Annotated in this window: 22 protein-coding genes; 6 read left to right on the top strand and 16 right to left on the bottom strand. The window is 66.2% G+C overall.

Features of this window, described 5'->3' with window-relative positions; translation table 11 throughout:
* Positions 1-280: 280 nt before the first annotated feature.
* Complete coding sequence (gene ppc / locus D580_RS0103660; protein ID WP_018953082.1) at positions 281-3,124, bottom strand: phosphoenolpyruvate carboxylase; 2,844 nt, start codon at positions 3,122-3,124, stop codon at positions 281-283.
* Between the two features lie 139 nt (positions 3,125-3,263).
* Positions 3,264-4,715 carry a glycogen synthase GlgA gene (glgA, locus tag D580_RS0103655; RefSeq protein ID WP_018953081.1) on the bottom strand — a complete coding sequence of 484 codons (1,452 nt, stop codon included), beginning with the start codon at positions 4,713-4,715 and terminating at the stop codon, positions 3,264-3,266.
* Positions 4,716-4,810: 95 nt separating this feature from the next.
* Here glgA and gnd point away from each other — a divergent pair, with 95 nt between their 5' ends.
* The 6 genes from gnd (at position 4,811) to D580_RS15820 (ending at position 11,175) form a co-directional block, all read left to right on the top strand.
* Positions 4,811-5,719 carry a phosphogluconate dehydrogenase (NAD(+)-dependent, decarboxylating) gene (gene gnd, locus D580_RS0103650; protein ID WP_018953080.1) on the top strand — a complete coding sequence of 303 codons (909 nt, stop codon included), beginning with the start codon at positions 4,811-4,813 and terminating at the stop codon, positions 5,717-5,719.
* Positions 5,720-5,933: 214 nt separating this feature from the next.
* Positions 5,934-7,415: a glucose-6-phosphate dehydrogenase gene (gene zwf, locus D580_RS0103645; RefSeq protein WP_018953079.1), complete on the top strand. Its 1,482-nt coding sequence runs from the start codon at positions 5,934-5,936 to the stop codon at positions 7,413-7,415.
* 150 nt (positions 7,416-7,565) lie between these two features.
* Positions 7,566-9,212: a glucose-6-phosphate isomerase gene (gene pgi / locus D580_RS0103640; protein ID WP_038043112.1), complete on the top strand. Its 1,647-nt coding sequence runs from the start codon at positions 7,566-7,568 to the stop codon at positions 9,210-9,212.
* Positions 9,213-9,287: 75 nt separating this feature from the next.
* Positions 9,288-10,367 carry a hypothetical protein gene (locus tag D580_RS0103635; protein WP_018953077.1) on the top strand — a complete coding sequence of 360 codons (1,080 nt, stop codon included), beginning with the start codon at positions 9,288-9,290 and terminating at the stop codon, positions 10,365-10,367.
* Positions 10,368-10,505: 138 nt separating this feature from the next.
* Positions 10,506-10,742, top strand: coding sequence for a hypothetical protein (locus D580_RS0103630; RefSeq protein ID WP_012637448.1), 237 nt, complete (start codon positions 10,506-10,508; stop codon positions 10,740-10,742).
* 13 nt (positions 10,743-10,755) lie between these two features.
* Positions 10,756-11,175, top strand: a complete 420-nt coding sequence (locus tag D580_RS15820) for a hypothetical protein (RefSeq protein WP_018953076.1) — start codon at positions 10,756-10,758, stop codon at positions 11,173-11,175.
* 140 nt (positions 11,176-11,315) lie between these two features.
* Here the strand turns inward: D580_RS15820 and D580_RS0103620 are convergent, their stop codons facing one another.
* The 14 genes from D580_RS0103620 to soxX (D580_RS0103550) all read right to left on the bottom strand — a co-directional run bounded on the left by D580_RS0103620 (position 11,316) and on the right by soxX (D580_RS0103550) (position 26,454).
* Positions 11,316-13,160, bottom strand: coding sequence for an SLC13 family permease (locus D580_RS0103620; protein ID WP_018953075.1), 1,845 nt, complete (start codon positions 13,158-13,160; stop codon positions 11,316-11,318).
* A 43-nt stretch (positions 13,161-13,203) separates the two neighbouring features.
* Positions 13,204-14,046, bottom strand: a complete 843-nt coding sequence (locus D580_RS0103615; RefSeq protein WP_018953074.1) for a universal stress protein — start codon at positions 14,044-14,046, stop codon at positions 13,204-13,206.
* Positions 14,047-14,284: 238 nt separating this feature from the next.
* Positions 14,285-16,453 (bottom strand): TonB-dependent receptor domain-containing protein, encoded by a 2,169-nt coding sequence (locus D580_RS0103610; RefSeq protein WP_051081768.1) that lies wholly within the window; start codon positions 16,451-16,453, stop codon positions 14,285-14,287.
* A 138-nt stretch (positions 16,454-16,591) separates the two neighbouring features.
* Positions 16,592-16,783 (bottom strand): hemin uptake protein HemP, encoded by a 192-nt coding sequence (hemP, locus tag D580_RS0103605; protein ID WP_026289678.1) that lies wholly within the window; start codon positions 16,781-16,783, stop codon positions 16,592-16,594.
* 4 nt (positions 16,784-16,787) lie between these two features.
* Positions 16,788-17,204, bottom strand: coding sequence for an ExbD/TolR family protein (locus tag D580_RS0103600; protein ID WP_012637442.1), 417 nt, complete (start codon positions 17,202-17,204; stop codon positions 16,788-16,790).
* Positions 17,204-17,926 carry a MotA/TolQ/ExbB proton channel family protein gene (locus D580_RS0103595; RefSeq protein WP_026289677.1) on the bottom strand — a complete coding sequence of 241 codons (723 nt, stop codon included), beginning with the start codon at positions 17,924-17,926 and terminating at the stop codon, positions 17,204-17,206. Before D580_RS0103595 ends, D580_RS0103600 begins: the two co-directional genes overlap by 1 nt.
* A 1-nt stretch (position 17,927) precedes the next feature.
* Entirely contained in the window at positions 17,928-18,590 is a 663-nt protein-coding gene (locus D580_RS0103590) for an energy transducer TonB (RefSeq protein WP_231363483.1), read from the bottom strand.
* Positions 18,591-19,155: 565 nt separating this feature from the next.
* Entirely contained in the window at positions 19,156-21,042 is a 1,887-nt protein-coding gene (htpG, locus tag D580_RS0103580) for a molecular chaperone HtpG (RefSeq protein WP_018953068.1), read from the bottom strand.
* 106 nt (positions 21,043-21,148) lie between these two features.
* The gene (locus D580_RS0103575; protein WP_018953067.1) at positions 21,149-21,994 is read right to left on the bottom strand and encodes a 23S rRNA (adenine(2030)-N(6))-methyltransferase RlmJ; all 846 of its coding nucleotides are present in this window, start codon (positions 21,992-21,994) and stop codon (positions 21,149-21,151) included.
* 5 nt (positions 21,995-21,999) lie between these two features.
* Complete coding sequence (soxX, locus tag D580_RS0103570; protein WP_018953066.1) at positions 22,000-22,710, bottom strand: sulfur oxidation c-type cytochrome SoxX; 711 nt, start codon at positions 22,708-22,710, stop codon at positions 22,000-22,002.
* A complete protein-coding gene (gene soxA / locus D580_RS0103565) occupies positions 22,688-23,431 on the bottom strand; it encodes a sulfur oxidation c-type cytochrome SoxA (protein WP_018953065.1) in 744 nt (247 codons plus the stop codon). The genes soxX (D580_RS0103570) and soxA (D580_RS0103565) overlap by 23 nt, the downstream gene beginning before the upstream one ends.
* Before the next feature lie 362 nt (positions 23,432-23,793).
* Positions 23,794-24,495, bottom strand: a complete 702-nt coding sequence (gene soxX, locus D580_RS0103560) for a sulfur oxidation c-type cytochrome SoxX (protein WP_018953064.1) — start codon at positions 24,493-24,495, stop codon at positions 23,794-23,796.
* A 25-nt stretch (positions 24,496-24,520) separates the two neighbouring features.
* Entirely contained in the window at positions 24,521-25,363 is an 843-nt protein-coding gene (soxA, locus tag D580_RS0103555) for a sulfur oxidation c-type cytochrome SoxA (protein ID WP_018953063.1), read from the bottom strand.
* A gap of 392 nt (positions 25,364-25,755) precedes the next feature.
* The gene (soxX, locus tag D580_RS0103550) at positions 25,756-26,454 is read right to left on the bottom strand and encodes a sulfur oxidation c-type cytochrome SoxX (RefSeq protein WP_018953062.1); all 699 of its coding nucleotides are present in this window, start codon (positions 26,452-26,454) and stop codon (positions 25,756-25,758) included.
* Positions 26,455-26,472 lie beyond the last annotated feature (18 nt).

The raw sequence follows: 26,472 nt of genomic DNA, 5'->3' as shown, positions 1-26,472 counted from the left end.
CTGTGGTGGCCGCCAGCATCGTCCATCGACGCCGGCGGTTCCTTGACGATCAGCAAGTTTCGTACCTGCACCCGTCAGCCTGCCCGGCGGCCGTAACAGGCCGATGACGCACCGATAACGACAAAGGCCGTCTCACTGCGCACCAAAGCGGTGCGCAGTGAGACGGCCTTTGTCGAAGTGGGAAGTGGGAAGTGGAAAGTGGGAAGTGGAAAGTGGGAAGTGGGAAGTGGGAACTACAGTACTTCACTTCCCACTTCTCAATTCCCACTTCAGTTCCCCTTCACCCCGTGTTGCGCATCCCCGCCGCGATGGCGTTGATGGAGCGCAGCAGCGGACTGATCCATGGATCCTGTTCCGCCTCCGGCTGTCGCTCGTGGAGTTCACGGTGCCGGCGCAGCAGGGTGATCTGGATGTGGTTCAGGGGATCCATGTAGGGATTGCGGCGCATCAGGGACAGGGCCAGGGTCGGATTCTCGTCCAGCAGGGTCTGGGTGTTGGCCACGTTGAGGACCTGGGTGACGGTGCGCTCGAATTCATCACGGATGCGCCCGAACACGCGTTTCGCCAGTTCAGGGTCGTGGCATAGCTTGGCGTATTCCTCGGCGGTACGCATGTCCGCCTTGGTCAGCGCCATCTGGCAGTTGGACAGCAGCGAGCGGAAGAAGGGCCACTCGTTGTACATGGTCTGCAGCTTGGCCAGGCGACTCGGGTCGTTCTGACGCCAGCGCTCCAGGGCCGTGCCGATGCCGTACCAGGCCGGGAGGGTGTGGCGGGACTGGGCCCAGCCGAACACCCAGGGAATGGCCCGGATGGAGCTCTTGGAGCGATCCGCCTTGCGCCGGTGGGAGGGACGCGAGCCGATGTTCAGCTGGCCGATCTCCTGCACCGGGGTGATCTCGTAGAAGTAATCCAGCACACCCTCGGTGCGGTCGGTGAGGTCCCGGTAGGCCTCCTCGCCCAGGGCCGCCAGCTCGTCCATGATGCCCAGATAATCGCGCCGGTCCATGGGCGGGTTGTCGATCAGGCAGCGGCTGGCCTTGATCAGGCCGGTGGCGCCCATGCTCAGCTCGTAGACCGCCGTCTCCACGTTGGAATACTTGTAGGAGAGCACCTCGCCCTGCTCGGTGAACTTGATCTGACCATGCACCGTGCCCGGCGGCTGGGCCAGGATGGATTCGTGAGTGGGGCCGCCGCCCCGACCAATGGTGCCGCCCCGGCCGTGGAACAGACGGCAGGCCACGTGGTGGGCACCGGTGATGCGCAGGATCTTCTGCTGGGCCTCGTAGAGGTTCCAGCTGGAGGCCAGGATGCCGCCGTCCTTGCAGGAATCGGAGTAGCCCAGCATCACCTCCTGCAGGTTGCCGGAGGCCTTGAGCATGCGCGCGTACACCGGCTGGGTGAGCAGGTCCTCCAGCACCTCCTCGATGTGGCGCAGGTCCTCGATGGTCTCGAACAGGGGCGAGACGCGGATCTGGCAGAAGCACTCGCCGGCCTCGTTGCGCCCAGCCAGGCCGGCCAGGCGCGCCAGGAACATCACCTCCATCACGTGGGAGGCGGCGTGGGTCATGGAGATCACGTAGGTGCCGATGCCCTCGGGCCCCACCTCGGCGCGCATACGGCCGATCACGTGGAACACCTCCAGAGTCTCGCGGGCAGTCTCGGACAGCGCCTCCCCGTCCAGCCTGGGCAGTTCCTCCGCCTCGGCCAGCCGTGCCAGCAGGGCCACGCGCTCGGGCTCGGAGAGGGCGTCGTAGTCCTCGTTGAGGCCGGTGACCTTGAGGATCTCGGCCACGGTCTGGCCGTGCACCGTGGACTCCTGGCGGATATCCAGGTGGAACAGATGGAAGCCGAAGGTCTCCGCCAGGCGGATCAGGTCGGTGAGCTTGCCGGCGGCCACGTTGGCGTCTCCGTGGCTCACCAGGGAGTCGTGAATCAGCCTGAGATCGTTGAGCATCTCCGTGGCCGAGGCATAGGCGGAGTTCGCCGGCAGCACGGCGTTCTCGCCGTTGAGCCGGCGACGCACGGTGTTCAGGGTCTCCGTGAGCCGGTAGCGCATGATGTAGAGCTTGCGCCGGTAGGGCTCGGTCTCGAAGCGGTCGGCACTGCCCCGGAACACGGCGGTGGCGATGTTGCTGTCCCGCTCCAGGCTCTCCAGAAAGGCCTCGGAGGGCTGGCACATGTACAGGGAATGGGTCAGCTCGTGGCGCAGGGCGCTGACCCGGCGCAGGTATTCGGACAGCACCTGCTCCATGGCCAGGCGGCAGGCCAGCTCGGTGACCGCGGGCGTGACGTTGGGGTTGCCGTCCCGGTCACCGCCGATCCAGGAGCCGAAGCGCAGAAAGCTCGGCACCCGCACCCGGGGATTGCCGGCCTCGTCGTTGCCATAGGTGCGGCGGATGGCCTTCTCCAGGAAGCGGTAGGTGATGGGCACCGCCTCGAACAGGCTCTCCTCGAAGTAGAACAGACCGTACTTGATCTCGTCCTGCACCTGGGGCTTCTTGACGCGCACCTCGTTGGTGCGCCAGAGCACCTGGATGCGGGTCTCCAGCTCCTGGGTCGCTTCCTCGCGTTCCTCGCGCCCCAGGCGCCGGTCGTTGAGCCGGTCGGCGGCCAGGAAGATGCGCCGCTGGGCCTCCATCACCGTGCGCCGGCGGGCCTCGGTGGGATGGGCGGTGAACACGGGGACGTAGGCCAGCTGGTCCAGCAGCTGCTGCAGGCTGTCCGCCGGGATGCCCTGCTCATACAGCTGGCGCAGGGTGTGGTCGAAGGAACCCACCCACAGGGGACCGCCCTCGCTCACCTGGCGGCGACGCTCCCGGTAGAGGAAATCCTCCTCGGCGATGTTGGCCAGGCTGAAGTAGGTGCTGAAGGCGCGGATGATCAGCTCCAGGCTGTCGGCGTCCAGCTTGTCGATGAAGGCCATGAGCTTGGCGCGCTTGGCGGGATCGTCCTGCTTGCGCAGGGCGATGAAGCCCTTGCGCAGGGTCTCCACGGCGGCCAGGGCGCGTCGCCCCTCCAGGCGCTTGAGCACCTTGCCGAGCAGGTTGCCGAACAGTTTGACCCGGGCGCGGAGTTCCTTGTCCCGGGGCGGCAGATTGGCGGGCATCAACTGGTTTTCTTTCATAGGGGATCGCGCGGCCGCCCGAGGCGCGACGTCCCGTGCCGCTGTGGCGCAAGGCCCAGTGGCACGGCGGGGAGTCGGCTGGGAACGGACCGCTTGGCGTGGATCAGCCGGGCATTATACCCGCAAACCCCACCTCTCGTCAGGACACCAGGTCCTTGTAGAGCGCCAGGTAGGCCTCTGCGCTGCGCCCCCAGCTGAAATCCTGGGCCATGCCGGCCAGCATCAGGCGCTTCCAGCACGCCGGATCGTGGTACAGGGCGAGGGCGCGGGCCAGGGCATCGGCCAGGGCCTGGGACGTGGCCTCGTCGAACTGGATGCCGGTGGCATCCCCAGCCTCCAGGTGTTCGGGATCGGCATCCACCACGGTGTCCGCCAGCCCGCCGGTGTTGCGCACCACCGGCACGGTGCCGTAGCGCAGGCTGTACATCTGGTTCAGCCCGCAGGGCTCGAAGCGCGAGGGCATGACGAAGATGTCCGCCCCGGCCTCCAGCTGGTGGGCCAGCGGCTCGCTGTAACCGATGTGCAGACCCATGTGCTCGGGGTAGCGTTGCGCCAGGTTCCGGGCGGTCTGCTCCAGGGCCGCATCCCCGGAACCCACCACCACCAGCTGCGCCTCGCCGGCGGCCAGCAGCGGCTCGGCGGCCTTGAGCAGCAGGTCCACCCCCTTTTGCGCCACCATGCGCCCCACGTGGCCCAGCAGCGGAATGCCGCTGTGGCAGGGCAGCTTGAAATGATGCTGCAGGGCCGCCTTGCAGCGCGCCTTGCCGGACAGGTCATCGGCGCTGTAGCGGGCCACCAGGTGTTTGTCCTTGCCCGGATCCCATTCCCTGTAATCCACGCCGTTGAGAATACCCGTGAGCACCCCGGCGCGATGATTGAGCAGGCCGTCCAGGCCGAAGCCCTGCTGGGGAGTGAGGATCTCCCGGGCGTAGGTGGGGCTTACCGTGGTGATATGGTCGGCGAAACCGATGCCACCCTTGATGAAGGACAGCTTGCCGTGAAACTCCAGGCCCTGGTAATGCCAGAGATGCGGCGGCAGGTTCAGGGCATCGAAGGCATGGCGCGGGAACAGCCCCTGGTAGGCCAGGTTGTGGATGGTGAACACGGTGGCCGGGCGTGATTCATGCATGGACAGCATCAGGGGCGCGAGACCCGCCTGCCAGTCGTTGCAATGCACCACATCGGGGCGCCACTCGAGTCCGGCGCGGTCCAGTGCCAGATGTTCGATCAGGCGCGCGAACAGGCCGAAGCGCAGGTAGTTGTCCTGCCAGTCGTGGCCGTTCGGGGCGCGGTAGGGATCGCCGGCGCGCCGGAACAGGCGCGGTGCGTCCACCAGCCACAGGGGCACACGGCTGCCCGGCAGGGTACCGGAGAGCAGGGTCACGGCATCGTCAGGGAAACCTGGCAGCTGCAAGGTGGCCACCTGTTCCAGATCACCCGCCTTGTCCAGGACCGAGCCGTAGGCGGGCATGACCACGCGCACATCATGGCGCAGGCGCTTGAGGGCCTGGGGCAGACTGGCGCTGACATCGGCCAGTCCACCGGTCTTGATCAGGGGATGAACCTCACTACTGGCGAACAGGATGCGCATGGATGGCGGAGACTCCCGGTGCGGGGTGACTGGATCGATAGCGTAACAGGCAATGGTGTAGGCTCATGATAAAGAAACCCGGACGAGGTGCACACATGCGCATGGCAATGGTGGGACTGGGCCGCATGGGCGGCAACATGGCGCGGCGTCTGCTGCGCGGCGGCATCCAGGTGGTGGGCTTCAACCGCACCCGCGCCGTGGCCGAGCAACTGGCCGAGGAAGACGGACTGATCGTCGCCGACAACCTGGCCGACGCGGTGGCGCGCCTGGACGCCCCCCGGGTGGTGTGGCTGATGCTGCCGGCGGGCTCGGCCACCGAGTCGCACCTGGACGAACTGATCCCGCTGCTGGACCCGGGCGACGTGGTGGTGGACGGCGGCAACGCCAATTACCACGACAGCGAACACCGCGCCCGGCGCCTGGCGGATCACGACATCGAGTTCGTGGATGCCGGCACCTCCGGCGGCATCTGGGGCCTGGACAACGGCTACTGCCTGATGGTGGGTGGCAGCGAGCGCGCCGTGCGCGCCATCGAACCGGCGCTGAAGGCGCTGGCCCCCGCGCCGGATCGCGGCTGGGCCCACGTGGGACCGGCGGGCGCCGGGCACTTCACCAAAATGATCCACAACGGCATCGAGTACGGCATGATGCAGGCCTTCGCCGAGGGCTTCGCCCTGCTCAAGGGCAAACAGGCCTACAACCTGGACCTGGCCCAGATCGCCGAACTCTGGCGTCACGGCTCCGTGGTGCGCAGCTGGCTGCTGGATCTGACCGCCGACACCCTGGCGCAGGACCAGGTGCTTGCGGACATCGCGCCGGTGGTGGCCGATTCCGGCGAGGGACGCTGGACCGCCAAGGAGGCCATCGACCAGGGCGTGGCCGCGCCGGTGATCTCCATGGCGCTGGCCATGCGCTTCGCCAGCCAGGACGCCGAGGGCTACGGCAACCGGGTGCTGGCCATGATGCGCAATGCCTTCGGCGGCCATGCGGTGGAAAAGAAATAAACCCTTTGAACTTCCGCCGCAGAGACGCCGAGGCGCAGAGCACATCAATGGACAGGATTGACAGGATTTTCCAGGATGCACAGGACAGGCAAACCTGCTGGCGCTCATTCGCCTTTGTTCATCATCATGTCAATCCTGTCCAGATTTTGCATTTTCTCCGCGCCTTTGCGTCTCTGCGGCAAGCTTTTGATGAAGTGACCACGGAATCCGGACCATGACCGACGCCTGCACCTTCGTGATCTTCGGCGCCACGGGCAACCTGGCACAGAACAAGCTGCTGCCCGCCCTGTATCACCTGGAAGAGGCGGGCCGGCTGCCGGACAAGGCGGTGGTGCTGGGCGTGGGCCGGCGCGACTGGGATGACGAGGCCTGGCGCCGCGAGGTGGAAGAAACCCTCGCTCCAAGGGCGCGCAACGGCGGCCTGGACAAGGCGGTGTTCAAGCGCTTTCGCGAGCGCCTCTATTTCAGCCCCGGCGATCTCAACGACAAGGCCACCTACCAGGCCCTGCGCGAACGCATCGAGCACAGCACCGAACTGCCGGAGAACGTGATCTTCTACATGGCCATCCGCCCGGCGGAGTTCGGCACCGTGAGCGCGAACCTGGCCAAGGTGGGCCTGCACAAGCAGACCAACGGCTGGCGGCGCCTGGTGGTGGAAAAGCCCTTCGGCTACGACCTGGAGAGCGCACAGATCCTGGACGACCGGCTGCACCGGCACTTCACCGAGGAGCAGATCTTTCGCATCGACCACTACCTGGGCAAGGGCACCATCCAGAACATCCTGGTGTTCCGCTTCGCCAACCTGCTGCTGGAACCCCTGTGGAACCGCAACTACATCGACCACGTGCAGATCTCCCACGCCGAGGCCCGGGGCATCGAGGGGCGCGCCGATTACTACGACGGGGCCGGCGCCCTGCGCGACATGATCCAGAGCCACCTGCTGCAGATGCTCACCCTGGTGGCCATGGAACCGCCGGCGCTGCTGGACGGCGAGGCCCTGCGCGACGAGAAGGTGAAGGTGCTGCGCTCCATCCGCCCCATCCCCCAGAGCGCCGTGCATGCCCACGCCTTCCGCGCCCAGTACACCCGCGGGCAGCGGGGCGGCGAGAAGCTCCCCGGCTACCTGGAGGAGAGGGGCGTGCCGGCCAACAGCACCACCGAGACCTTCGCGGCGCTCAAGCTCTACATCGACAACTGGCGCTGGCGCAACGTGCCCTTCTACCTGCGCACCGGCAAGGCCATGGAGCGCAACAGCTCCATGGTGAGCATCCGCTTCAAGCACCCGCCCCAGCAGCTGTTCCGCGAGACCGCCATCGAGAGCCTCAAGCCCAACTGGATCCTCATGGGCATCCAGCCGGACGAATGCCTGCGCATCGAGATGCAGGTCAAGCAGACCGGCCTGGAGCTGCGCTCCCGCACCACCCAGCTGGACGCCAGCTACTGCCGCGCCGACGAGGTGAAGCTGGATGCCTACGAGGCCCTCCTGCTGGACGTGATCGACGGCGACCACGCTTTATTCCTGCGCTACGACGAGGTGGAATGGGCCTGGCGGGTGGTGGACCCGGTGCTCAAGCTCTGGGCCGTGGAGCGCGACTTCATCCACACCTACCCCGCCGGCAGCTGGGGCCCCCAGGAGGCCAACCGCCTGTTCGACCGCGACGACCAGCGCTGGCGGGATTCGGTGGATGCGGATTAAATCAAGCGCTTCAACGCAAAGGCGCAGAGACGCAAAGCACGCGAAGAAAGTCATGTATAAAACCCTCTCAAGCATCTTTGCGTCCTCTGCGACTTCGCGTCTTTGCGTTGAATGCTTTTACCCATGCGAGACGAGTCAGGAACCATGACCATGCAACCGAACAAGACGCGCGCCTGGCAGGCGCTGGCCTCCCATTACGACGCGCTCAAGGACGTGCACATGCGCGAACTGTTTGCCCGGGACCCGCAGCGCTTCGAGCGCTTCTCCCTGCGCTTCGAGGACATCCTGCTGGATTACGCCAAGAACCGCATCACCGCCGAGACCCTGGAGCTGCTGCTGGATCTCGCGCGTGAGTGCGACGTGGAAGGCTGGCGCGCGCGCATGTTCGGCGGTGAGAAGATCAACGTCACCGAGGACCGCGCCGTGCTGCACGTGGCGCTCAGGAACCGCGCCAACCGGCCCATCCTTGTGGATGGCGAGGACGTCATGCCGGAGGTGAACGCCGTGCTCGCGCGCATGGCCGCCTTCACCGAGCGGGTGCGCAGCGGGGCCTGGACCGGTTACACCGGCAAGCCCATCCGCCACGTGGTCAACATCGGCATCGGCGGATCGGACCTAGGGCCGGTGATGGTGTGCGAGGCCCTGCGTCCCTACGGCCATGAACGGCTCAGCATGCACTTCGTCTCCAACGTGGACGGCACCCACATGGCGGAGACCCTCAAGTGCGTCGACCCCGAGACCACCCTGTTCATCATCGCCTCCAAGACCTTCACCACCCAGGAGACGCTCACCAACGCCCACACCGCGCGGCGCTGGTTCCTGGAACATGCTGGTGATGAGTCCGCCATCGCCAGGCACTTCGTGGCCGTGTCCACCAACCGCGACGGCGTGGTGAAGTTCGGCATCGACCCCGAACACATGTTCGGCTTCTGGGACTGGGTAGGCGGGCGCTATTCCCTGTGGTCCGCCATCGGCCTGCCCATCGCCCTGTACGTGGGCATGGAACGCTTCGAGGAGTTACTCGAAGGGGCGCACGCCATGGACGAGCATTTCCGCACCGCGCCACTCGGGGAGAACCTGCCGGTGATCCTCGCCCTGCTGGGCGTCTGGTACGTGAACTTCTTCGAGGCCCACAGCCACGCCATCCTGCCCTACGACCAGTCCATGCTGCGCTTCCCCGCCTACTTCCAGCAGGGCGACATGGAGAGCAACGGCAAGTCCGTGGACCGCCAGGGCCGGCGGGTGCACTACCACACCGGGCCGGTGATCTGGGGCGAGCCGGGCACCAACGGCCAGCACGCCTTCTACCAGCTGATCCACCAGGGCACGCGGCTGGTGCCCTGCGACTTCCTGGCCCCCTGCGAGAGCCATCACCCCATCGGCGATCACCACCCCATTCTGCTGTCCAACTTCTTCGCCCAGACCGAGGCCCTGATGCGCGGCAAGACCCTGGAGGAGGTGCAGGACGAGATGCGCGCCGCGGGCGTGGACGAGGCCACCCTCGAAGCGGTCGGCCCGCACCGGGTGTTCGAGGGCAACCGCCCCAGCAACTCCATCCTGTTCCGCAGGCTCACGCCCCGCACCCTGGGCAGTCTCGTCGCCCTCTACGAGCACAAGATCTTCGTCCAGGGGGTGATCTGGAACGTGAACTCTTTTGATCAGTGGGGTGTGGAGCTGGGCAAGCAGCTGGCCAAGACCATCCTGCCGGAACTCTCCGGCGAGGCGGAGGTGTCCGGCCACGATGCCTCCACCAACGGCCTGATCAACCATTACCGCCAGGTGGTGCGCGGGCACTGATCACCCTGCGGGTTAATCCCGTCCGGGCGCCGGGCTATACTTGCGCGCTTTCGATTGTCTCCAGGAGCGCCTGCCATGCCCATCGCCAGACTCGCGGGACTGTTCAGTGCCGGCCGCGTGCCCGCTGATTTGGTGGGGCGCACCCTGGTGCTGGGCACGGCACCGGACCTGGATGCGGCGGAGACCCTGCTGAACGCCCTTGCGTCCCGCTTCGGTTCACTGGCCCTGGGCGTGGTGGGTGAGACCCCCTACCAGGGTGCGCGCCCCCACGTGCACCTGCCCCGTGAACACGGCGCCGACCGCAAACGCCTGGAGAGGCTCAAGGCCGCCCGCCTGATCGTGCTGGGCGATGCAGACAATCGCTTTGACCTGGTGGCCGCCGGCCCCGCCGACCGGGTGTGGATCAATGCCCGCAGCGGCGAGGTGGCCGGTACCGGCTGCCGCTTGGTCACCGTGTCCGACGAGGCCGCCGCTGGGCTGCTGCCCGGGGCCCGCCTCACCGGCGACCCCACTGCGAGCCTTGACGCACTGCCCGAACTGCCGGAGCGCAGCGAAGACCTGTGCGAACGCTTCAGGGAATACCGGGAACGGGAGCACCGGGTGTTCTACGTGCCGGACACCGGCCCCGGCGAGGAGGCGGTGGCCTTCGGCGTGCTGTTCGAACTGCTGCGCCGGCAGACCGCCATCATGATCCTGGCGCCCCGGGACCCGGCCCGCCACGAGCCCGTCTACCGGGACGCCATCAAGTACAGCCTGCCCATCATCCGCCACAACCGGCTGATGACCTCCTACGTGCCGCGCAAGAACCGGGTCTACTACGTGGAGGACACCGAAACCCGCACCGCCCTCTACCCCTGCGCCGACCTGGTCATCCCCGGCGGCAGCCTGGTGGCAGAGATGCAGGCCCCGGACCTGATCACCCCCCTGCAGCACGGGGTTCCCGTGCTGCTGGGCCCCCATGACGGCCGTGACCCCCTGGTCCGTGCCGCGGTCCTGGCCGGCGTGGTCACTCGGGCCGACAGCGTCGAGACCCTGGCCGCCCGGGCGGAGGCCCTGCTCGGCGACCTGGCACAGGCACGCCGCCAGGCGCAGGCCGCCCGCCGCTGGCTGGACCACCAGGTCGGCGCCCTGGAACGGGTGCTGGATTTGCTTTGACGGGGTTTGGAAGACACAAACCCCGGAAAACCCGGACGAACGGTCGCTTAACCCCACCGCAAGGTCGGGTTTTGCTGCGCCGGGAGTCGCAGGTGTTCTAGAATTAAGCCTGAGTCCAAAGGTTTAGGGAGTCTTCCCATGGCCATCACCCCCGCAGCGGGTTTCGCACTGAACGGCATCCAGCGTGGCATGGAGGGTCTGCAGCGCAACGCCGCCGACATCGCCAGCGCCGATCGCCTCAACGGCGAGGCCACCACCAGCGTGGTGGAACCCCTGGTGGGCCAGATCCAGAACTCCACCCAGATCGAGGCCTCCGTGAAGGTGCTCCAGGCGGAGAACCGCATGCTGGGCGCCCTGCTGGACGTGAAGGCCTGACACCCCCGCCGCCATGATCATCGACACCCCGGTCGTCATCCCGCCGAGCGTGCCGGCCAACCGGCCGCCGCCCTCCGACCGCCCCGGCGGCGGTGCGACCGCCGTGCCCACCGAATCCCCACGCCCCCTGGCCGATCCGGAACAGGGTGCCGCCGGCCGGCGCAACGAGGAACAGGCCAACGCCGAAAACCGCCCCGGGCGCAACGACGCGGAGCTGGCCAGCCGGGCCCGGCTGGACGTGGCCCGGGAGCAGTCCCGGGGAGAGACCCGCAGCCGACCCGAATCCGCACGCAATGCCGAGACCCGCGAACGGCCGGACAACGGCACGGCCCTGACCCGCGAGCAGATCCAACAGCTGCGGGATCGCCTGGAGGCACGACTCGCCACTCAGACCCCCGGTGCCACCCTGCGCAGCGTGGACGAGGCCATCTGAGCCGGTCTCCACCGCACCACCTGATTCCACACAACACAAGGGGCGACCAGACGGTCGCCCCTTGTGCATTTGGGCCGGCTTCGAAAAGCCGCGCAGTCGGCCTTCAGGCCGACAGCGATGCCCCTGTCACCCCTGACGCCTCACAGCGGCCAGACGATCAGAAGCATGGGCACCGCCACCGCCACCACCAGCACCTCCAGCGGCAGGCCCAGCCGCCAGTAATCCCCGAAACGCAGGCCGCCCGGCCCCAGGATGAGGGTGTTGTTCTGGTGACCGATAGGGGTGAGGAAGGCGCAGGAGGCACCCACCGCCACGGCCATCAGGAAGGTATCCACGTTCACCCCCAGCTGGCCGGCGATGCCGATGGCAATGGGACACATGACTGCCGCCGTGGCGGCGTTGTTCATCAGGTCCGAGAGCATCATGGTCACCACCAGGATCAGCAGCAGCGCGACGATCACGTGTCCCTGAGCCAGGGTGTCCACCATGAACTGGGCGACCAGGCCGGCAAGCCCGGTGGCCTGCATGGCACCGGCCACGGGGATCAGTGCTGCCAGGAGCACCACCACCGGCCAGTCCACCGACTGATAGACCTGGCGCAGGGCGACGGTACGCACCAGCAGGGACACCAGCACCCCGGCGGCAAAGGCCAGGGCGGCGGGCACGCCCAGGGTGGCCGCCGCCACCGCCATGCCCATGATGCCCGTGGCGAGGATCGCCTTGCGACGATCCGGAATGGTCAGCGCGCGCTCCGCCAGGGGCACGCAACCCGCGTTGGCGGCGAATTCCGAGATCGCCTCCGGCGAACCCTGCATGAGCAGCACGTCCCCCGCGCGCAGGGGCGTTGCCCGCAGACGGGTGGCGGTACGCTGGCCCTGACGGGAGATGGCCAGCAGGTTGATGCCATAGCGGGTGCGCAACTGGATATCACTGGCGGTCCGTCCGATCACCGAGGACTGGGGCAGGACAGCAAGTTCCACCAGGCCGATCTCGTCCTCCCTGGGTGCCTCCTCCTCGACCTCCTGGTCCTTACTGGCCTTGACCTCGTGCTTCGAGGTGCTGGCGATCTCGACCGCCTCCCCTTCGGCCTCCTCCGGCGCGACGGCCTCTTCCAGCTTGAGCCCCAGACTGCCCAGTACCCCGGCCAGGGCATCGGCCTCGGCCTGGATCACCAGGATGTCGCCGGCATGGATCCTGCGGCCCGGATGGGGCGCCACCATGCGCACCTCGTGACGCACCAGGCTCACCACGTGGGCATCCTGGTCCCTGAGTTTCTCGTCCACATCCCGCAGACAGCGTCCGGCCAGCTCGCTGTCCTCGTGCACGCGCACCTCGGTGAGATAGGCCTCGGTCTCGAAGCCTTCCGCACCGGGCTTGCGGGCAGGCACCAGGCGCCAGCCCACCAGGGCCACGAACAGCACGCCCAGGGCCGCCACCGCCAGGCCCACCGGGGTGAAATCGAACATGCCGAAGGGACCGAGACCCGCCTCGGCGCGAAATCCCGAGACGATCAGGTTGGGCGGCGTACCCACCAGGGTGATCATGCCGCCCAGGATGGTGCCAAAGGCCAGCGGCATAAGCACCCGGGCCGGGGCCACATCCATGCGCGCGGCCACCTGCAGGGCCACCGGGATGAGCAGGGCGAGCGCGCCCACGTTGTTCATGAAACCGGACAGCAGGGCGCCGAGCCCCGTGAGCACGGCGATGGTGAGCGTCGGGCCGGCGGCGCCGGGCATGACCCGGCGCACCAGCGCGTCCACGGCCCCCGAGGTCTGCAGCCCCTGGCTCAGGATCAACACGCAAGCCACGGTGATCACCGCGGGGTGGGCAAAGCCGGAGAAGGCCTCGGCGGAGGGCACCAGACCAAGGGCGACGCTCGCGAGCAGGGCCGCCACCGCCACCATGTCATGGCGCCAGCGTCCCCAGAGGAACAACACCAGGGTGGCGAGCAGCACCCCGGCCAGCAACCACTGATCCGTGCTCAAGGGTTTTCCTCAGGCCCGCGATGCGGCCGAGTGGATGGGGGGCTCAGGTACGGATCGTCACCAGAACGGCACAGGGCGAGCCCGAGACCACCTTCTGAGCCACGGAGCCCATGAACAGTCGACCCAGACCACTGCGGCCCAGGCTGCCGAGCACGATCAGGTCGGCACCGGACTCCCGTGCCACATCGAGGATGGCCTCGGCGGGTTTGCCCTCCACGGTGCGCCCGTCGAACGGGATACTGCCCGCAGCCTCCTGGGCACGGGCCACGGCGTCGTAGGCCTGGGCATGAACATCGTCGGCGGAGCCCGGTGCATAGACCGACACGGCGGTGAGCGGCAATTGCAGACGGCCGGCCAGGTCGACGGCGCCAGCCACCGCCGCATCGCCAAACTCGGACCCGTCGGTGGCCACCAGGATGCGCGCGGTCGGCAGGGTGGTGCCCGCGGGCAGCATCATGACGCTGCACCGGGCCTTTTCCATGAGACGGTTGATGGTCTGGCCCTTGAGCAGGCGGGCGAACTCGCTGCGCTCGTGACGGCCGAGCATGATCAGACCGCAGCCGAGCTTCTGGGCCGTGGCGGCGATCTCGCCATAGGGATCGCTGCTGGTGCGCACGTAGGTGTCAGCGCTCAGGCCCTGTGCCACGGCACGCTCCTTCAGGCCATCGATGTAGGCCTTGGCCTCGTCACCCGCCTCCGCCACCCAGCGAGGCATCTCCGCGGCCTGCTCGGGCGTGGTGACCACCACGCGCAGGATATGCAGACGCGCACCCACACGCGACGCCAGCTCCAGGGCAGCGGCCTCGGCGGCCTGGCTGTTCTCGGAGGCGTCGGTGGCCAGCAGGACGTCCTGCAACTGCCCCAGGGGGGATTGGGAATCGGTCATGTCACGCTCCTGACGGAATGATTGGGCGGATATTTGTTCTTTGCTCAGGATAGCCGATGACCCCACGGTACGCATCACCCGACAGATATGGGGGTGACCAGGTTCAATGCCCGAGCGCGGTAACAGGCGGCTTACGACGCATCCCACAGCACCCAGTGAAATGCGTGGGGGCATAAAAAAGCCCGGGGCTGAACAACACCCCGGGCAAGACCCATAGAAGGTCTCGGAGAAGACGGCTTCAGAAATTCACGTTCATGGATAACCAGAGACGCCGTGGCTCCAGCAGGTTGCTGTATACGTTGCTATAGGCGGTGGTCGTCGGATCGTTGCGCAAGGGATAGGCGCGGTAGTCGTTGAAGTCCTTGTTGAGCAGGTTATGGATGGTGCCGTTGACACTCACCTGACGGTTGACCTCGTAACTCGCACCCAGGTTGAGCAGGGTATAGCCCTTGAAATCGCCCAGGGCCTCCTTGGCTCCCTGTGCGCTGCCGCCCAGATGCGGCTCATGAAAACTGTCAGGACGGTGGCTGCTTGAACGGTATTCCGCCTGCAGGAAGGTGTTCAGTGACGGCGTGACCTGCCAGTCAAGGGTGGCATTCACCATGTGCTCGGGTACGCTGAACAGCGGGTCGCCCCTGTCATAACCCTGGACGATGGAACTCGTGACCTCACTGTCGGTGTATGTGTAGTTGCCGGACAGACGCCAGCGGGGCGCGAAACGCCAGGCCGCTGCCAGTTCCACGCCTTGTATCCGGGCCTCTCCGATATTCGCGAAGGTATTGGTCAACCCGGAGGCGGCCGTGGGCCGCTCGATCTTGTCCTTGAGCTCCGTGTAGAACAGGGTCACGTGACCCGTGAGATCGGGGCCTGGGTGGAAATGTGCCGACACCTCGTAGTTGGTGCTGATCTCGGGCTTGAGCTCCGGATCTCCGAACAGAGGGTCCTGACCCTGGTTGCCATAGCCCACGATCCCATCATGGAGTTGCTCGAGATAAGGGGCCCGATATCCCCGACCGACGCCGCCCTTGAGGGTCCAGGCCTCCGTGGCGGACCAGACCGCGTAGGCCCTGGGCGTTAACTGTCCGCCGAAGGCGTCGTGCTTGTCGTAGCGCAGGCCGCCGGTCAATGCCAGACGCTCGGTGACACTCCACTCATCCTCGATGAACACGCCCCACTGGCTGTTGCTGAAGGTCGTTTCCGGGATACCGTCGGTGAGTTCTGCGTCGATGTACTGGGCACCGATGGAGACCAAGTGATCCCCAAGGCCCGTGATAAGCTTCGATTCCAGCACCGTGGTCTCGCTCTCGAGCGTACGTGCCGTGCCCAGACGCGGATCAGCAGGCGGCACGGCCGCCTCCGGTATGGTGCGCCCCGTGGTTCGCGTGGTGTTACGTGTCAGACTGCTCTCCAGGGTGCCGACGTCCAGGCGTCCCGTATGGGCCAGGTAGACCTGATCGCGCTCGAAACCCAGTTCCGTGTCATAGCCGTCGCGCAGTTGGCCCTGGGCATTGCGCCGGATGCGTCCCAGCTGCCCCCGATCGTTGTTGTAGGTCTGACGGGTGAGATCAAAGCCCAGGGTGAGATCGTGAACGGCATCGGGACTGAACACCAGTCGGCCACCTGCCGTCTGCACATTGGCGCCCACCGGGCTCTGTCCCATGGTGCGGTTGTCCACCAGGCTTTCGTTCTGCCCTTCCCAGGTCACCCGTGACTCGGCCCGTTCGAACAAACGTCCGTAAATCTGCATCGACAGACGCTCGTCGGCCAGCGGCCCCGCTGCATAGGCCTCGGCTGTGCTAGCGCCGCCAAATTGGGGGTCCGACTGAAAAGTGCCGGCGATGCTCGCCGCCCCGCCCCATTCACGCCCGGACCTGCGGGTGATGATGTTCACCACACCACCCAGTGCGTCGGCACCGTACAGGGTGGACATGGGACCACGAATCACTTCGATGCGTTCGATGGCAGCGATGGGCGGGATGAACACCGATGCGGAATCCTCAAAGGCATTGGGCGCTACCGTGCCGGGCACGTTCTGACGGCGTCCGTCGATGAGCACCAGGGTGTATTCAGCGGGCAGCCCCCTCAGACTGATCACCTGGTTGCCGGTTTTGTTGCTACGAGCATCCAGAGCGTTGACATTGACACCCTCGATACCGCTCAGGGCCTCGGCTAGGTTGCGCACCTGTTTGCGTTCCAGTTCATCACGGGTGATCACGGAAATACTGGCGGGCGCCTCGATCAGTTCCTGCTCGAATCCGCCTGCGGTTACCACCACCCGGGACAACTCGCGGACCTCCTGTGCAGCCGACAGTATCGGAAACGAGGCCAATGCGACCGCGGCGGCAAGGGTCGTTGGGCACAGAGGCGCCTTTACGGATCGGATAGTCGAACAAGTCTTGCAGGTCATCACAGTACTCCCCTCGGGTTCTTCAACAGTTGGTCTGGCTGGCTTGAAGACCCCGGGAGGCTGCCTGGAGGACAGAGGGACTTTCTGGCTGGCTGTTTGGATATCATCAACGGCTGCCGGTAGCGGCACCGCTGTCGTTCATTTGGTCAGGATGAGCTTCCCCTGCCGGGTCACGCGCAACACGTAGCGCTCACCCCCATGGTCGATCTGCAGGCGCCGCTGACGACCCAGCAGTTCATGGCTGGACACCACGCGCGCGGGACTCCCTGCAAGGGATTCTCCGGTTTCACGCCCAGGTGTGATCTGCGTGTCCTGATTTTCGGATTTCATGGCGTCACTCTCCTTCCGGCTGGGTGATGAAGCCGATGCGCACCACACCCGCCGAGCGTGCCCGCGTGAGCACCCAGGCCACCCGCTCATAAGGGGTCTCCTGGTCAGCACGCAGGTGCAGTTCCATGTCCGAATGCTCCGCCGCCGCCCGGGCCAGGCGGATTTCCAGGCGCTCCGCGGCAACGGGGTCGTTGTTCCAGTACAGTCCGCCTTGAGCGTCGATGCTCAGAGTCACGGTCTCGGGCCTGAGCTGATTCACCTCGTGGCTGGCCTTGGGCAGGTCCACCTTGACCGCGTGGGTGATCACCGGCGCAGTGATGATGAAGATCACCAGCAGCACCAGCATGATGTCCACCAGGGGGATCACGTTGATCTCCGCCATCTCGCCCGCACCGTCCTGACTGAAGCCACCGAAGGCCATCAGGCGGACTCCGCCACGGCCTGAGACCCGGCCATGTCCGGCTGCTTGATGATGCCCGTGGCCACGGCGGCGCCGGTGGTCAGGTAGGCATGCAGGTCGTGGGCGAAGGCATCCATCTCCTGGGCCAGGCTGCGGTTGAAGCGATGGCTGGCGTTGTAGGCCAGCACTGCCGGGATGGCCGCCGCCAGACCCGCTGCCGTGGCCACCAGGGCCTCACCCAGGGGGCCTGCCACCACTTCCATGGAGGCATTACCTGCGGCAGCGATATCCATCAGGGCGTGATAGATGCCCCACACGGTACCGAACAGCCCCACAAAGGGCGCCGTGCTGCCCACGGACGCGAGCACCGTCAAACCGCTCTGCTGACGCGCCTGTTCGCGGCCCAGGGCGTTGCGAATAGTGCGCACCAGAAACTCGTCGGCGCTGCAGGCGTCTCCCAGTCTCTGCGGATCCCGGCTACGGTAATGCTTGAGTCCGCGGATGCCTGCCCGCGCGATGGCCGCCAGGGGAGAGCCCGACTGTTCCGCCCGTGCCAGGGCCTGGGCATCACCTCGGGCATCCCAGAACGCCTGCTGAAAGGCACGATTGTCCCGGCGTATGCGCAGCGCCGTGACCGTCCTGACGAAGATCAGGGCCCAGGTGGCCACGGACATCAGCAGCAGGATCAGGAACACCCCGATCAGTACCCAGTCCCCCTGCTCGAAGACCAATGCAATATCCATCTCAATCCTCCAGTCTGAATACGATGGGCACCACCACCCAGGCCTCCACCGGGCGTGCCCCCTGTCTGGCCGGCTCGAAGCGCCAGCCCTGCACCGCCGCCTGCGCCGCCTGATCCAGCCGGCTCGATCCGCTGGAACCGGCGACCACCACTTCGGCCGGCCGACCGTCCGCCGTCACCCGCACCCTCAGCGTCACCTCGCCCTCTTCCCGCAGGCGCCGCGACAGGCGCGGGTAGGCCGGCGGCGGGTTGTCCAGGTAGTCGGCCTGATAGTCCGGCGCACGCACCGCCGTCTGGGCATCGCCCGGTTCGGCCTGGAGTGCCTCGTCGGTCTGCTGGTTCGCCTGTGGCCCGGATTCCGCCTGCGTCATTTCCCGCGTCGGCTCGGGCTCGGGCTCGGGCTCGGGTTCCGGTTCCGGTTCCGGTTCCGGTTCCGGTTCCACGGGACGATCGCCTTCAGCAGACATCACCGCCAACGGCTCAGGCTCTGGCCTTGGCGGGGTCTCTGGTTGCGGCTGATCATCCGGTTCCGGCCTCGCCGGGGCCGGGGCCGCGGCCGGAAGCAGTGCCACCTGCACCACCGGGGCGACCTCGAAGGCCGCGGAGGGCCGCTCCCTGAGCATCCAGGTCAGAGCGCCACCGTGCAGTAGTACGCTGATGGACACGCCCCAGGCCAGCCAACGACCGCCACGACCAACGGACTGAGGACCCGGAGACACTGGCTGGCTGATGGCTGGCTCAAACACGAACGCGAGTATGAATACGAATCGTTCTCATTGTCAATAGAGGCGTGATCACAAGCCAGTCTCTCGCGGAGGCGCAGGGTCACTGGGGAACCCCAAAAAGGCCCTCACGCCTAGGCGCAAAGACACCCCATGAAACACGTTCTTTGCCAGATCCAGGCCCACCGTAATCCTCTCGGATACGGCCTCCCCCTTCTTCATTCGATGGTTGTTAACGCCTCCCTCGTGGCACTTCAGATGCCGAGCCAGAAAGAGGCAGGAGAGCATCTCATCGCCAAGAAAAGCTTTTGAAACTGTTGGATTTTTCTTCGCCTCTTTGCGTCTTTGCGAGAAATCAGATTGCGATCTTCCCAGCGCCTCCGCCCTCCACGAGAGAAAGGCTTTTGGTTCTGAGGGAAACTGGTGTGCCACCCAACCTGATCCTGACGACACAAAAAAGCCCGGTCCGAAGACCGGGCTTTCAGGGGTACATGGAACGGTCAGTCGGTTAGAGCCGCGACAGGATCAGGCTGTTCAGGCGGCGCACGAAGCCGGCAGGGTCTTCCAGCTGGGCACCCTCGGCCAGCAGGGCCTGGTTGAACAGGATCTCGGCCCACTCGCCCAGCTGGGCCTCGTCCACGTCCTTGAGCTTCTGGATCAGGGCGTGGCCCGGGTTGATCTCCAGCACCGGCTTGGTGGACGGCAGTTTCTGGCCCGCCTGGCGCAGCAACTGCTGCATGTACAGGGCCATGTCGTGCTCGTTGAGCACGATGCAGGCGGGCGAATCCGTCAGGCGGTGGGAGACACGCACGTCATCCACCTTATCGCCCAGGGCGGTCTTGAGCCTGGCGACCACGTCGCCGGCCTCCTTCTCCGCGCTCTCGGCGGCCTTCTTCTCTTCGTCGGTCTCCAGTTCACCCAGGTCCAGGGCGCCCTTGGACACGGACTTGAAGGGCTTGCCGTCGAACTCGGTGAGATGGCTCATGAGCCACTCATCCACTCGGTCGGAGAGCAGCAGCACCTCCACCCCGTGCTTGCGGAACACCTCCAGGTGCGGACTGTGGGCGGCGGCGCCGTGACTGTCGGCGGTGATGTAGTAGATGGCCTTCTGGCCTTCCTTCATGCGCCCGATGTAATCGGCGAGCGACACGTCCTGGGTGGCCTCGCCCGTGTGACTGGAGGCAAATCGCAGCAGGCCGGCGATCTGCGCCCGGTTGGCGTAGTCCTCGGCGGGTCCCTCCTTCATCACCTGGCCGAAGGCGGACCAGAAGGTCTGGTAGTCCTCGGGCCTGTCCTTGGCCAGTTCCTCCAGCAGGCCCAGTACCTTCTTCACGGACCCGGCGCGCATGCCGTCGATGAGCCGGTTGTTCTGCAGGATCTCGCGGGAGACGTTGAGCGGCAGGTCGCTGGAATCCACCACGCCGCGCACGAAGCGCAGATAGGCGGGCATGAGCTGCTCGGCGTCGTCCATGATGAACACCCGGCGCACGTAGAGCTTGATGCCATGGCGGCGGTCCCGGTCCCAGAGATCGAAGGGCGCACGCTTCGGGATGTACAGCAGCGTGGTGTACTCCTGGCGGCCCTCCACCCGGTTGTGGGTCCAGGCGAGCGGGTCCTCGAAGTCGTGGGCCACGTGTTTGTAGAACTCCTTGTATTCCTCGTCCGTGATCTCGTTCCGCGAGCGGGCCCACAGGGCGTTGGCCTTGTTCACCGTCTCCCATTCCTCACCCGGCTCGCCCTGATCGTTGAAGGCACGCATGCGGATGGGCAGGGGGATGTGGTCGGAGTAGCGGGTGATGATGTGGCGCAGGCGGTAGCCGTCCAGGAACTCGTCCTCGTCGGCCTTCAGATGCAGCACGATCTCGGTGCCGCGATGGGGCGCCTCCACGGTCTCGATGCTGTACTCGCCGGTGCCCTCGGAGACCCAGCGCACGCCATGCTCCGGCCCCATCCCGGCACGCCGGCTGGTCAGCTCCACCCGCTCGGCGACGATGAACGCGGAGTAGAAGCCCACGCCGAACTGGCCGATCAGGTGGGCGTCCTTGGCCTGGTCGCCGGTGAGCCGGGAGAAGAACTCCTTGGTGCCGGACTTGGCGATGGTGCCGATGTTCTCGATCACCTCCTCCCGGCTCATGCCGATGCCGTTGTCGCGGACGGTGACGGTGCGTGCCTGCTTGTCGAACTCCACCTGGATCTGCAACTCACCCTCCCCTTCCAGGAGGGCATCGTCGGACAGGGCCTCGAAGCGCAGCTTGTCGCAGGCATCCGCCGCGTTGGAGACCAGCTCGCGCAGGAAGATCTCCTTGTTGGAGTACAGGGCGTGGATCATGAGGTGCAGCAGCTGGCTCACCTCGGTCTGGAAGCTCAGCGTTTCCTTGTGACCGGCAACGGACATGGGACCTCCCTTGGATCAGGTACATTGAAATGGACGCCATCCCGCGAACCTGAGACGGGACAGCGCACGAAGCTGTACCGAACAAATGGGGTCTTGGCGGGGGATTTCAAGCGTCGGGGATGGCCCAGTGCAGGCGGCTGCCGCCGGCGCCGCCCGGCGCGAGACAGTCGACCAGCCAGGGCTGCAGGCTCGCCAGGGCCTCGTGGAGCCGCCAGGGCGGGTTGAGGATGCAGAGTCCCGAACCATTCAGGCCCGCCGGGGTATCCAGGGGCGCGGTCCACAACTCCGCCACCAGCATCGGGCCGGGCCTGGCCGCCTCGAGTTTACGCAGCATGGCCTGGTGCCGGCCGGCCGCGAGCAGGGGATACCAGAGCAGGTACACCCCGGAAGGCCAGCGCCGGGACGCGTCCGTCAAGGCCTGGGCCGCCGCCTGATATTCCTCGTCACGCTCATAGGGCGGATCCACCAGCACCAGGCCACGCCGCTCCACCGGCGGCAGCAGGGCGCCCAGCAGTTCCCAGCCGTCGCGCCGGTGCACCGCCACCTGGCCATCCCCGGCGAAGAAGCCCCTGAGGGATTCCCAGGCCGCCGGGTGCAGTTCGCCGAGCACCAGGCGGTCGCCGGGACGCAACAGGCCTCGGGCGATGGCGGGCGAGCCGGGATAGGCGCGCTCGCCATGGCTTGCGCGGAACGACTCGAGCACCTGCAGGTACGGGGCGATGGCCTCGGGCGCGCCGGGGCACCCCATGAGCCGCCCGACCCCCTCGCGCCACTCGCCGGTCTTCTCGGCCCACTGGCTCGCCAGGTCGTAACCGGCATCGCCGGCGTGGGTGTCCAGCACGCAGAAGGGCTTGGCCTTGGCGGTCAGCGCCTGGACGATCCAGGCCAGCACCGCGTGCTTGTGCACGTCGGCGAAATTGCCTGCGTGAAAACCGTGTCGGTAGCTCAGCATGGGGATCAGCGCGGGGCCACGGGACGGACGGGATCGGCCGGGGCCTCGCGCAGGGTCTCGGTGCGGTTGACCGGGGAATCCGGGTGCAGCAGATAGGCGGCGATGTCCAGGATCTGCTCCGGTGTCAGGAAGCCGTTATGGCCGAAGCGCGGCATGGCGGAACAGGGCATCTGGGACTGGGGATTGTAGATGCGCTCATAGAGATGGCGCAGGGCCTCGGGATCGAGGCCCCGGCCGATGCCATAGCCGGCCAGGGACGGGCCCAGGGTGCCGCCGGCATCGTCGCGGGGTTCGAGCATGTGGCAGGCCTGGCAGTTGCCGCCATTGGCACGGCCCGGGTCATCGGGACGCCGCGCGCCCACCCGGCCGCCGTAACCGCTGCGGGCCAGTTCCGCACCCATCACCGGGTCACCCGGCCTGAGCCCCCCCTCGGGATAGCGGATGCGCGCCCGTTCCCGACTCAGGATCTCCTCGCTCAGGGCGGGACCCGGCTGGTTGCGCGCGCGGCTGCAATCCAGCTGCGTGTCGTCCTGCACCAGGCGGCGGGCCTCCTGGCCGGAGAGATCGCCCCAGCTGTCGCGGATCACCGCCTCCACCTGGCGCTCCAGGGCGCTCAGGCCGCGCGCCTGTGTCGTCGCGGAGAAGCCGGCCAGCATGATCAGCAGGACCAGGGCAGCTGCGCCCAGGGCACGCTCAGCGACGGATGCTGGGCACATCGATGACCCCTCCCCTGCCCTGCTCGGTGAGATACAGGATCAGCGCCACGGTGGCATCGGAGACATACTCCACATCGGGCAGGCGCATCTGCCAGTGGCAGTCCCACATGCGGTGCTGGAGCGTGCGCACCGTGCCGTGGGACACCCGGTAGGTGGGCCAGCTGCCCATCACCTCGCGCACCTGCACGGGGCTGTTGATGTTCATCAGGGTTTGCAGGCGGATACGGCGGGACTCCCGGCTGTGGCAGGTGGCGCAGGACATGTCCAGTGGTCCGCTGCGCCGGTGGAACAGGGTCTCGCCGATGCGATACAGCTCCAGTTCCCGGGGATGTTCCAGCTGCACGTCCAGCGGCATGCCATTGGAGCGGGAGGCTACGTAGACCGCCAGAGCCTCCATGTCCGACTCCCGCTCGCCGGTGGAGAAGGCATCCTGGAGCAGTTGCGCCCGGTCAAAGCCCTGCAGGTTCACCATGCAGTGCACCAGCCGGGACTCCAGGTCCTGCACCCGGCCCGCGTCCTCGAAATAGCGCGGCAGGGCGGCATAGGCGCCATCCAGCACACCAGCGCCCAGGCCCAGGTCACATGCCTCCAGGGAGACGGCATTGGGACCGCGGGGGGCATGAAACAGCTGCTGCCCCCGTGCCACCCACAATTCTCCGGGATTGCCCTCCCGCAGCATGCGCCGGTAGTCGGCGATGCTGTCGGCACCTTCTTCGGGCACCGGGGCTGGCTGGGCCAGGACTAGGCCTGCACCGAGACAGGCGAGAAGGATTGGCAACAACAATACGCGCATGCCGCCATTTTAGTGTCGTGCACGGCAAATATCTTGTCTTTGAATGCGCATCAGCAGACACATAGGGCGGGCCGTGCCCGTCGTCAGCCGCAGGCTCCCGATCAGCAGGCCGCCCCATGCGCAAGCGCGGCAGGCCTGGAGGTCACGCACATCGCGACAGGCAGGCGACGAGGCACACACCGTCACCGTCGCTCTAGACCACATCTGCTGACAAAAGAAAACCGCCGGCTCATGTATCAAAGCACCGGCGGCTCATCAATGCGGCGCATCCCTGCGCAACGATCGTCCTGTTATTTGTTGACCGGGGAATCCGGGTGCAGCAGGTAGGCCATGATGTCGGCAATGGCCTGTTCATTGAGCACGCCCTTGTAGCCCATGCGCGGCATGTTGGTGCAGGGGAAATAGGCGTGGGGGTTGTAGATCATCTCGTAGATGAAACGACGCGTGGCCTCGCTGTCACCGCGGCTCTTGCCATAACCGGTCAGGCTCGGCCCCAGGGAGCCACCGGTACGCTGGGGTGAGAGGGCATGACAGTTGTAGCAGGCGCCGTCCGCTGCACGCCGGCTGTGGTCGTCGGACTGATCCGCGAGGCGGAAGCCGAAACCACCCCAGGCGAGGTTGCCGCCCCGCTGCCAGTCACCCAGCTGGATACCACCTTCCGGATACTTCATCGAGGCCCTCGCCTCGGCAATGATCCGGCCTGCCTGTTCGGGGCTGGGCTGGTTGCGGGTCTGGGAGCACAGCATCTGCAGGTCATCCTGCATCATGCGCTCCCGGGCGGTCGTCCCCTCCTGGGTGGGCATGTCCAGGCGGAAGCTGTTGGACTCGAAGATCAGGTACTCGCCCAGTTCCTTGGCGCTCATCTTCGTGTAGTCGACCTTGCCGGATGCATCCGCCTTGCCGGACTCGGGTCCAGCACAGGCAGTGACCAGCAGCATCAGCGTGATCGCGGCTAGTCCGGCCGCAAAGCGGGTCTTGTTCAGGGTCATCATATCAAGTCTCCAGTCTGCGTCGGGATCAGCGCTTCATGTCAGGCAGGATTGCCGGCTGGCCGCGCGCGAGATCGGTCCAGTAAGAGATCAGCGCGATGGTGGCATCGGAACCGCCGATGGGCACCGCGTGACGCATCTGCCAGTAACACTCACGCACCCGGTGCTGGCTGCTGCGCACGTGGTCGTGGCCCACGCGGAATGCAGGCCAGGAGACTGCCTTGGTCCACTCCTCTGGAATGCTGGAGTTAGGCAGCACCGAGGCGCGCACGCGCTTACCGGTCTGGGTGTGGCAGGTGGCACAGTTGAAGTCCATGGTGCCGCTGCGGCGATAGAAGATGTACTCGCCGGCATCACGCATGGCCTTCTCCAGGGGATGCTTCATGGGCGGATTCCAGGGCATGCCACTCGACTGGGCAGCGATATAGGTCTGCAGCTTCATGTGGTCCGAGTTGGAGCCGTCGCGCACGCGCACCGCGGGGTCATCGGCTGGGAAGCCCTGGAGGGTCATCATGCAATGCACCAGGCGGCTTTCCAGGTCCATGACCCGCCCGGTATCGGCAAAGAAGCGGGGCAGTTCCGTGTAGGCACCCGCCAGCACGCCCGGGCCCTTGCCGAAATCGCAGCTTTCCAGGGAGACGTTGTTCGGGCCCCGGGGGGTGTGGAACAGGGCCTTGCCATCCTCCATGGTCCACAGGGCGGGATTGTCCGCCATCATCATCAGGTTCTGCTCGCTCTGGGTCAGGTAGGCTGAATCCACCTTGCCTATCAACGCCTCGAGCACCAACACGGGATCCTTCGCCGGTTGCGCATGGGCCGCGACGCCGATCGCCAGGGCCACGGGCAAGGCCAGCAACACTTTCTTCATCATGGAAAAACCTCCACCACAACGGTGACTTCGGTTAAGGGGGATGATGTGCACCGCACAAGTTCCCGGTCCCTGGGGCGGGCCGGGTCTCGTTGAGGCAGAACGGGGGGGGGACAGCACTGTCGAGGATACCACAGTCGTCACACCACCGACAGAAAACCACGTCCTGCCGACGGAGCAACCGCAGCAAGAGCCTCGAACTGAAGCGAGGCCCGGTTACAGCGGTGGCATCAATATGCGCCAACGCCGGATCTTGTCAACAAGAATAAGTATTCGATTAATTACTTATTTTTCACGTCCAGTACAGAGACACAGAAACGAAAAAGGCCACCGGCTGACGCCGGTGGCCTCAAGGCTTCGCTGAACGCCGAAGCGACAGCTAGGACATCAGGTGCTTACTTGTTGACCGGGGAATCCGGATCAAGCACGTAGGCCATGATGTCGGCAATCGCCTGCTGGCTCAGCAGCCCGTTGGCACCCATGCGAGGCATGTTGGTGCAGGGGAAGTAGGCATGAGCGTTGTAGATGATCTCGTAGACAAAACGACGGGTGGCGTCGTTGTTGCCACGGCTCTTGCCATAGCCGGTCAGGCTGGGGCCCAGGTTACCGCCGACACGGTCGGTGGCCATCTGGTGGCAGTTGTAGCAGTTGCCGCCCACTTCACGACGGCTGTGGTCGTCGTTGTTGTGGCCCACGCGGAAGCCGAAACCGGACCAGGCCAGTTCGCGGCCCTTGCGCCAGTCACCCAGCTGGATGCCACCTTCGGGATAGGTGATGGAGGCACGGGCATCGGCGATGATCTGGCCGGCCTGCTCCGGGGAGGGCTGGTTACGGGTCTCGGAGCAGATCTTCTGCAGGTTGTCCTGCGTCTGACGCTCGCGCACCGTGGTGCCTTCCTGGGTGGGCTGATCCAGACGGAAGCCGCCGGCCTCGAAGATGAGGTATTCGGCCAGTTCCTTGGAGCTCATCTTGGTGTAGTCCGGCTTGGCCGCCGTGGCGGTGTCAGCCGTATCGGTGGCGGCGCAGCCAACGATCAGCAGGGCCGCAAGGGCGGCGGCACCGGCCGCAAGGGTGGTTTTCTTGATCAACATCATTTTCTATCTCCTGTTGCG

Source organism: Thioalkalivibrio sulfidiphilus (genome assembly GCF_000377945.1).
Classification (GTDB): Bacteria; Pseudomonadota; Gammaproteobacteria; order Ectothiorhodospirales; family Ectothiorhodospiraceae; genus Thioalkalivibrio_A; species Thioalkalivibrio_A sulfidiphilus_A.
Note: the sequence above shows the minus strand (reverse complement) of the source record. Positions and strands in the feature narration are given on the sequence as shown.

Bases quoted from the DNA above. Each gene is read 5' to 3' on its own strand.
- ppc (WP_018953082.1), bottom strand. From the start codon at position 3,124: ATGAAAGAAAACCAGTTGATGCCCGCCAATCTGCCGCCCCGGGACAAG.
- glgA (WP_018953081.1), bottom strand. From the start codon at position 4,715: ATGCGCATCCTGTTCGCCAGTAGTGAGGTTCATCCCCTGATCAAGACC.
- gnd (WP_018953080.1), top strand. From the start codon at position 4,811: ATGCGCATGGCAATGGTGGGACTGGGCCGCATGGGCGGCAACATGGCG.
- zwf (WP_018953079.1), top strand. From the start codon at position 5,934: ATGACCGACGCCTGCACCTTCGTGATCTTCGGCGCCACGGGCAACCTG.
- pgi (WP_038043112.1), top strand. From the start codon at position 7,566: ATGCAACCGAACAAGACGCGCGCCTGGCAGGCGCTGGCCTCCCATTAC.
- D580_RS0103635 (WP_018953077.1), top strand. From the start codon at position 9,288: ATGCCCATCGCCAGACTCGCGGGACTGTTCAGTGCCGGCCGCGTGCCC.
- D580_RS0103630 (WP_012637448.1), top strand. From the start codon at position 10,506: ATGGCCATCACCCCCGCAGCGGGTTTCGCACTGAACGGCATCCAGCGT.
- D580_RS15820 (WP_018953076.1), top strand. From the start codon at position 10,756: ATGATCATCGACACCCCGGTCGTCATCCCGCCGAGCGTGCCGGCCAAC.
- D580_RS0103615 (WP_018953074.1), bottom strand. From the start codon at position 14,046: ATGACCGATTCCCAATCCCCCCTGGGGCAGTTGCAGGACGTCCTGCTG.
- D580_RS0103610 (WP_051081768.1), bottom strand. From the start codon at position 16,453: ATGACCTGCAAGACTTGTTCGACTATCCGATCCGTAAAGGCGCCTCTG.
- hemP (WP_026289678.1), bottom strand. From the start codon at position 16,783: ATGAAATCCGAAAATCAGGACACGCAGATCACACCTGGGCGTGAAACC.
- D580_RS0103600 (WP_012637442.1), bottom strand. From the start codon at position 17,204: ATGGCCTTCGGTGGCTTCAGTCAGGACGGTGCGGGCGAGATGGCGGAG.
- D580_RS0103595 (WP_026289677.1), bottom strand. From the start codon at position 17,926: ATGGATATTGCATTGGTCTTCGAGCAGGGGGACTGGGTACTGATCGGG.
- htpG (WP_018953068.1), bottom strand. From the start codon at position 21,042: ATGTCCGTTGCCGGTCACAAGGAAACGCTGAGCTTCCAGACCGAGGTG.
- D580_RS0103575 (WP_018953067.1), bottom strand. From the start codon at position 21,994: ATGCTGAGCTACCGACACGGTTTTCACGCAGGCAATTTCGCCGACGTG.
- soxX (WP_018953066.1), bottom strand. From the start codon at position 22,710: ATGTGCCCAGCATCCGTCGCTGAGCGTGCCCTGGGCGCAGCTGCCCTG.
- soxX (WP_018953064.1), bottom strand. From the start codon at position 24,495: ATGATGACCCTGAACAAGACCCGCTTTGCGGCCGGACTAGCCGCGATC.
- soxA (WP_018953063.1), bottom strand. From the start codon at position 25,363: ATGATGAAGAAAGTGTTGCTGGCCTTGCCCGTGGCCCTGGCGATCGGC.
- soxX (WP_018953062.1), bottom strand. From the start codon at position 26,454: ATGATGTTGATCAAGAAAACCACCCTTGCGGCCGGTGCCGCCGCCCTT.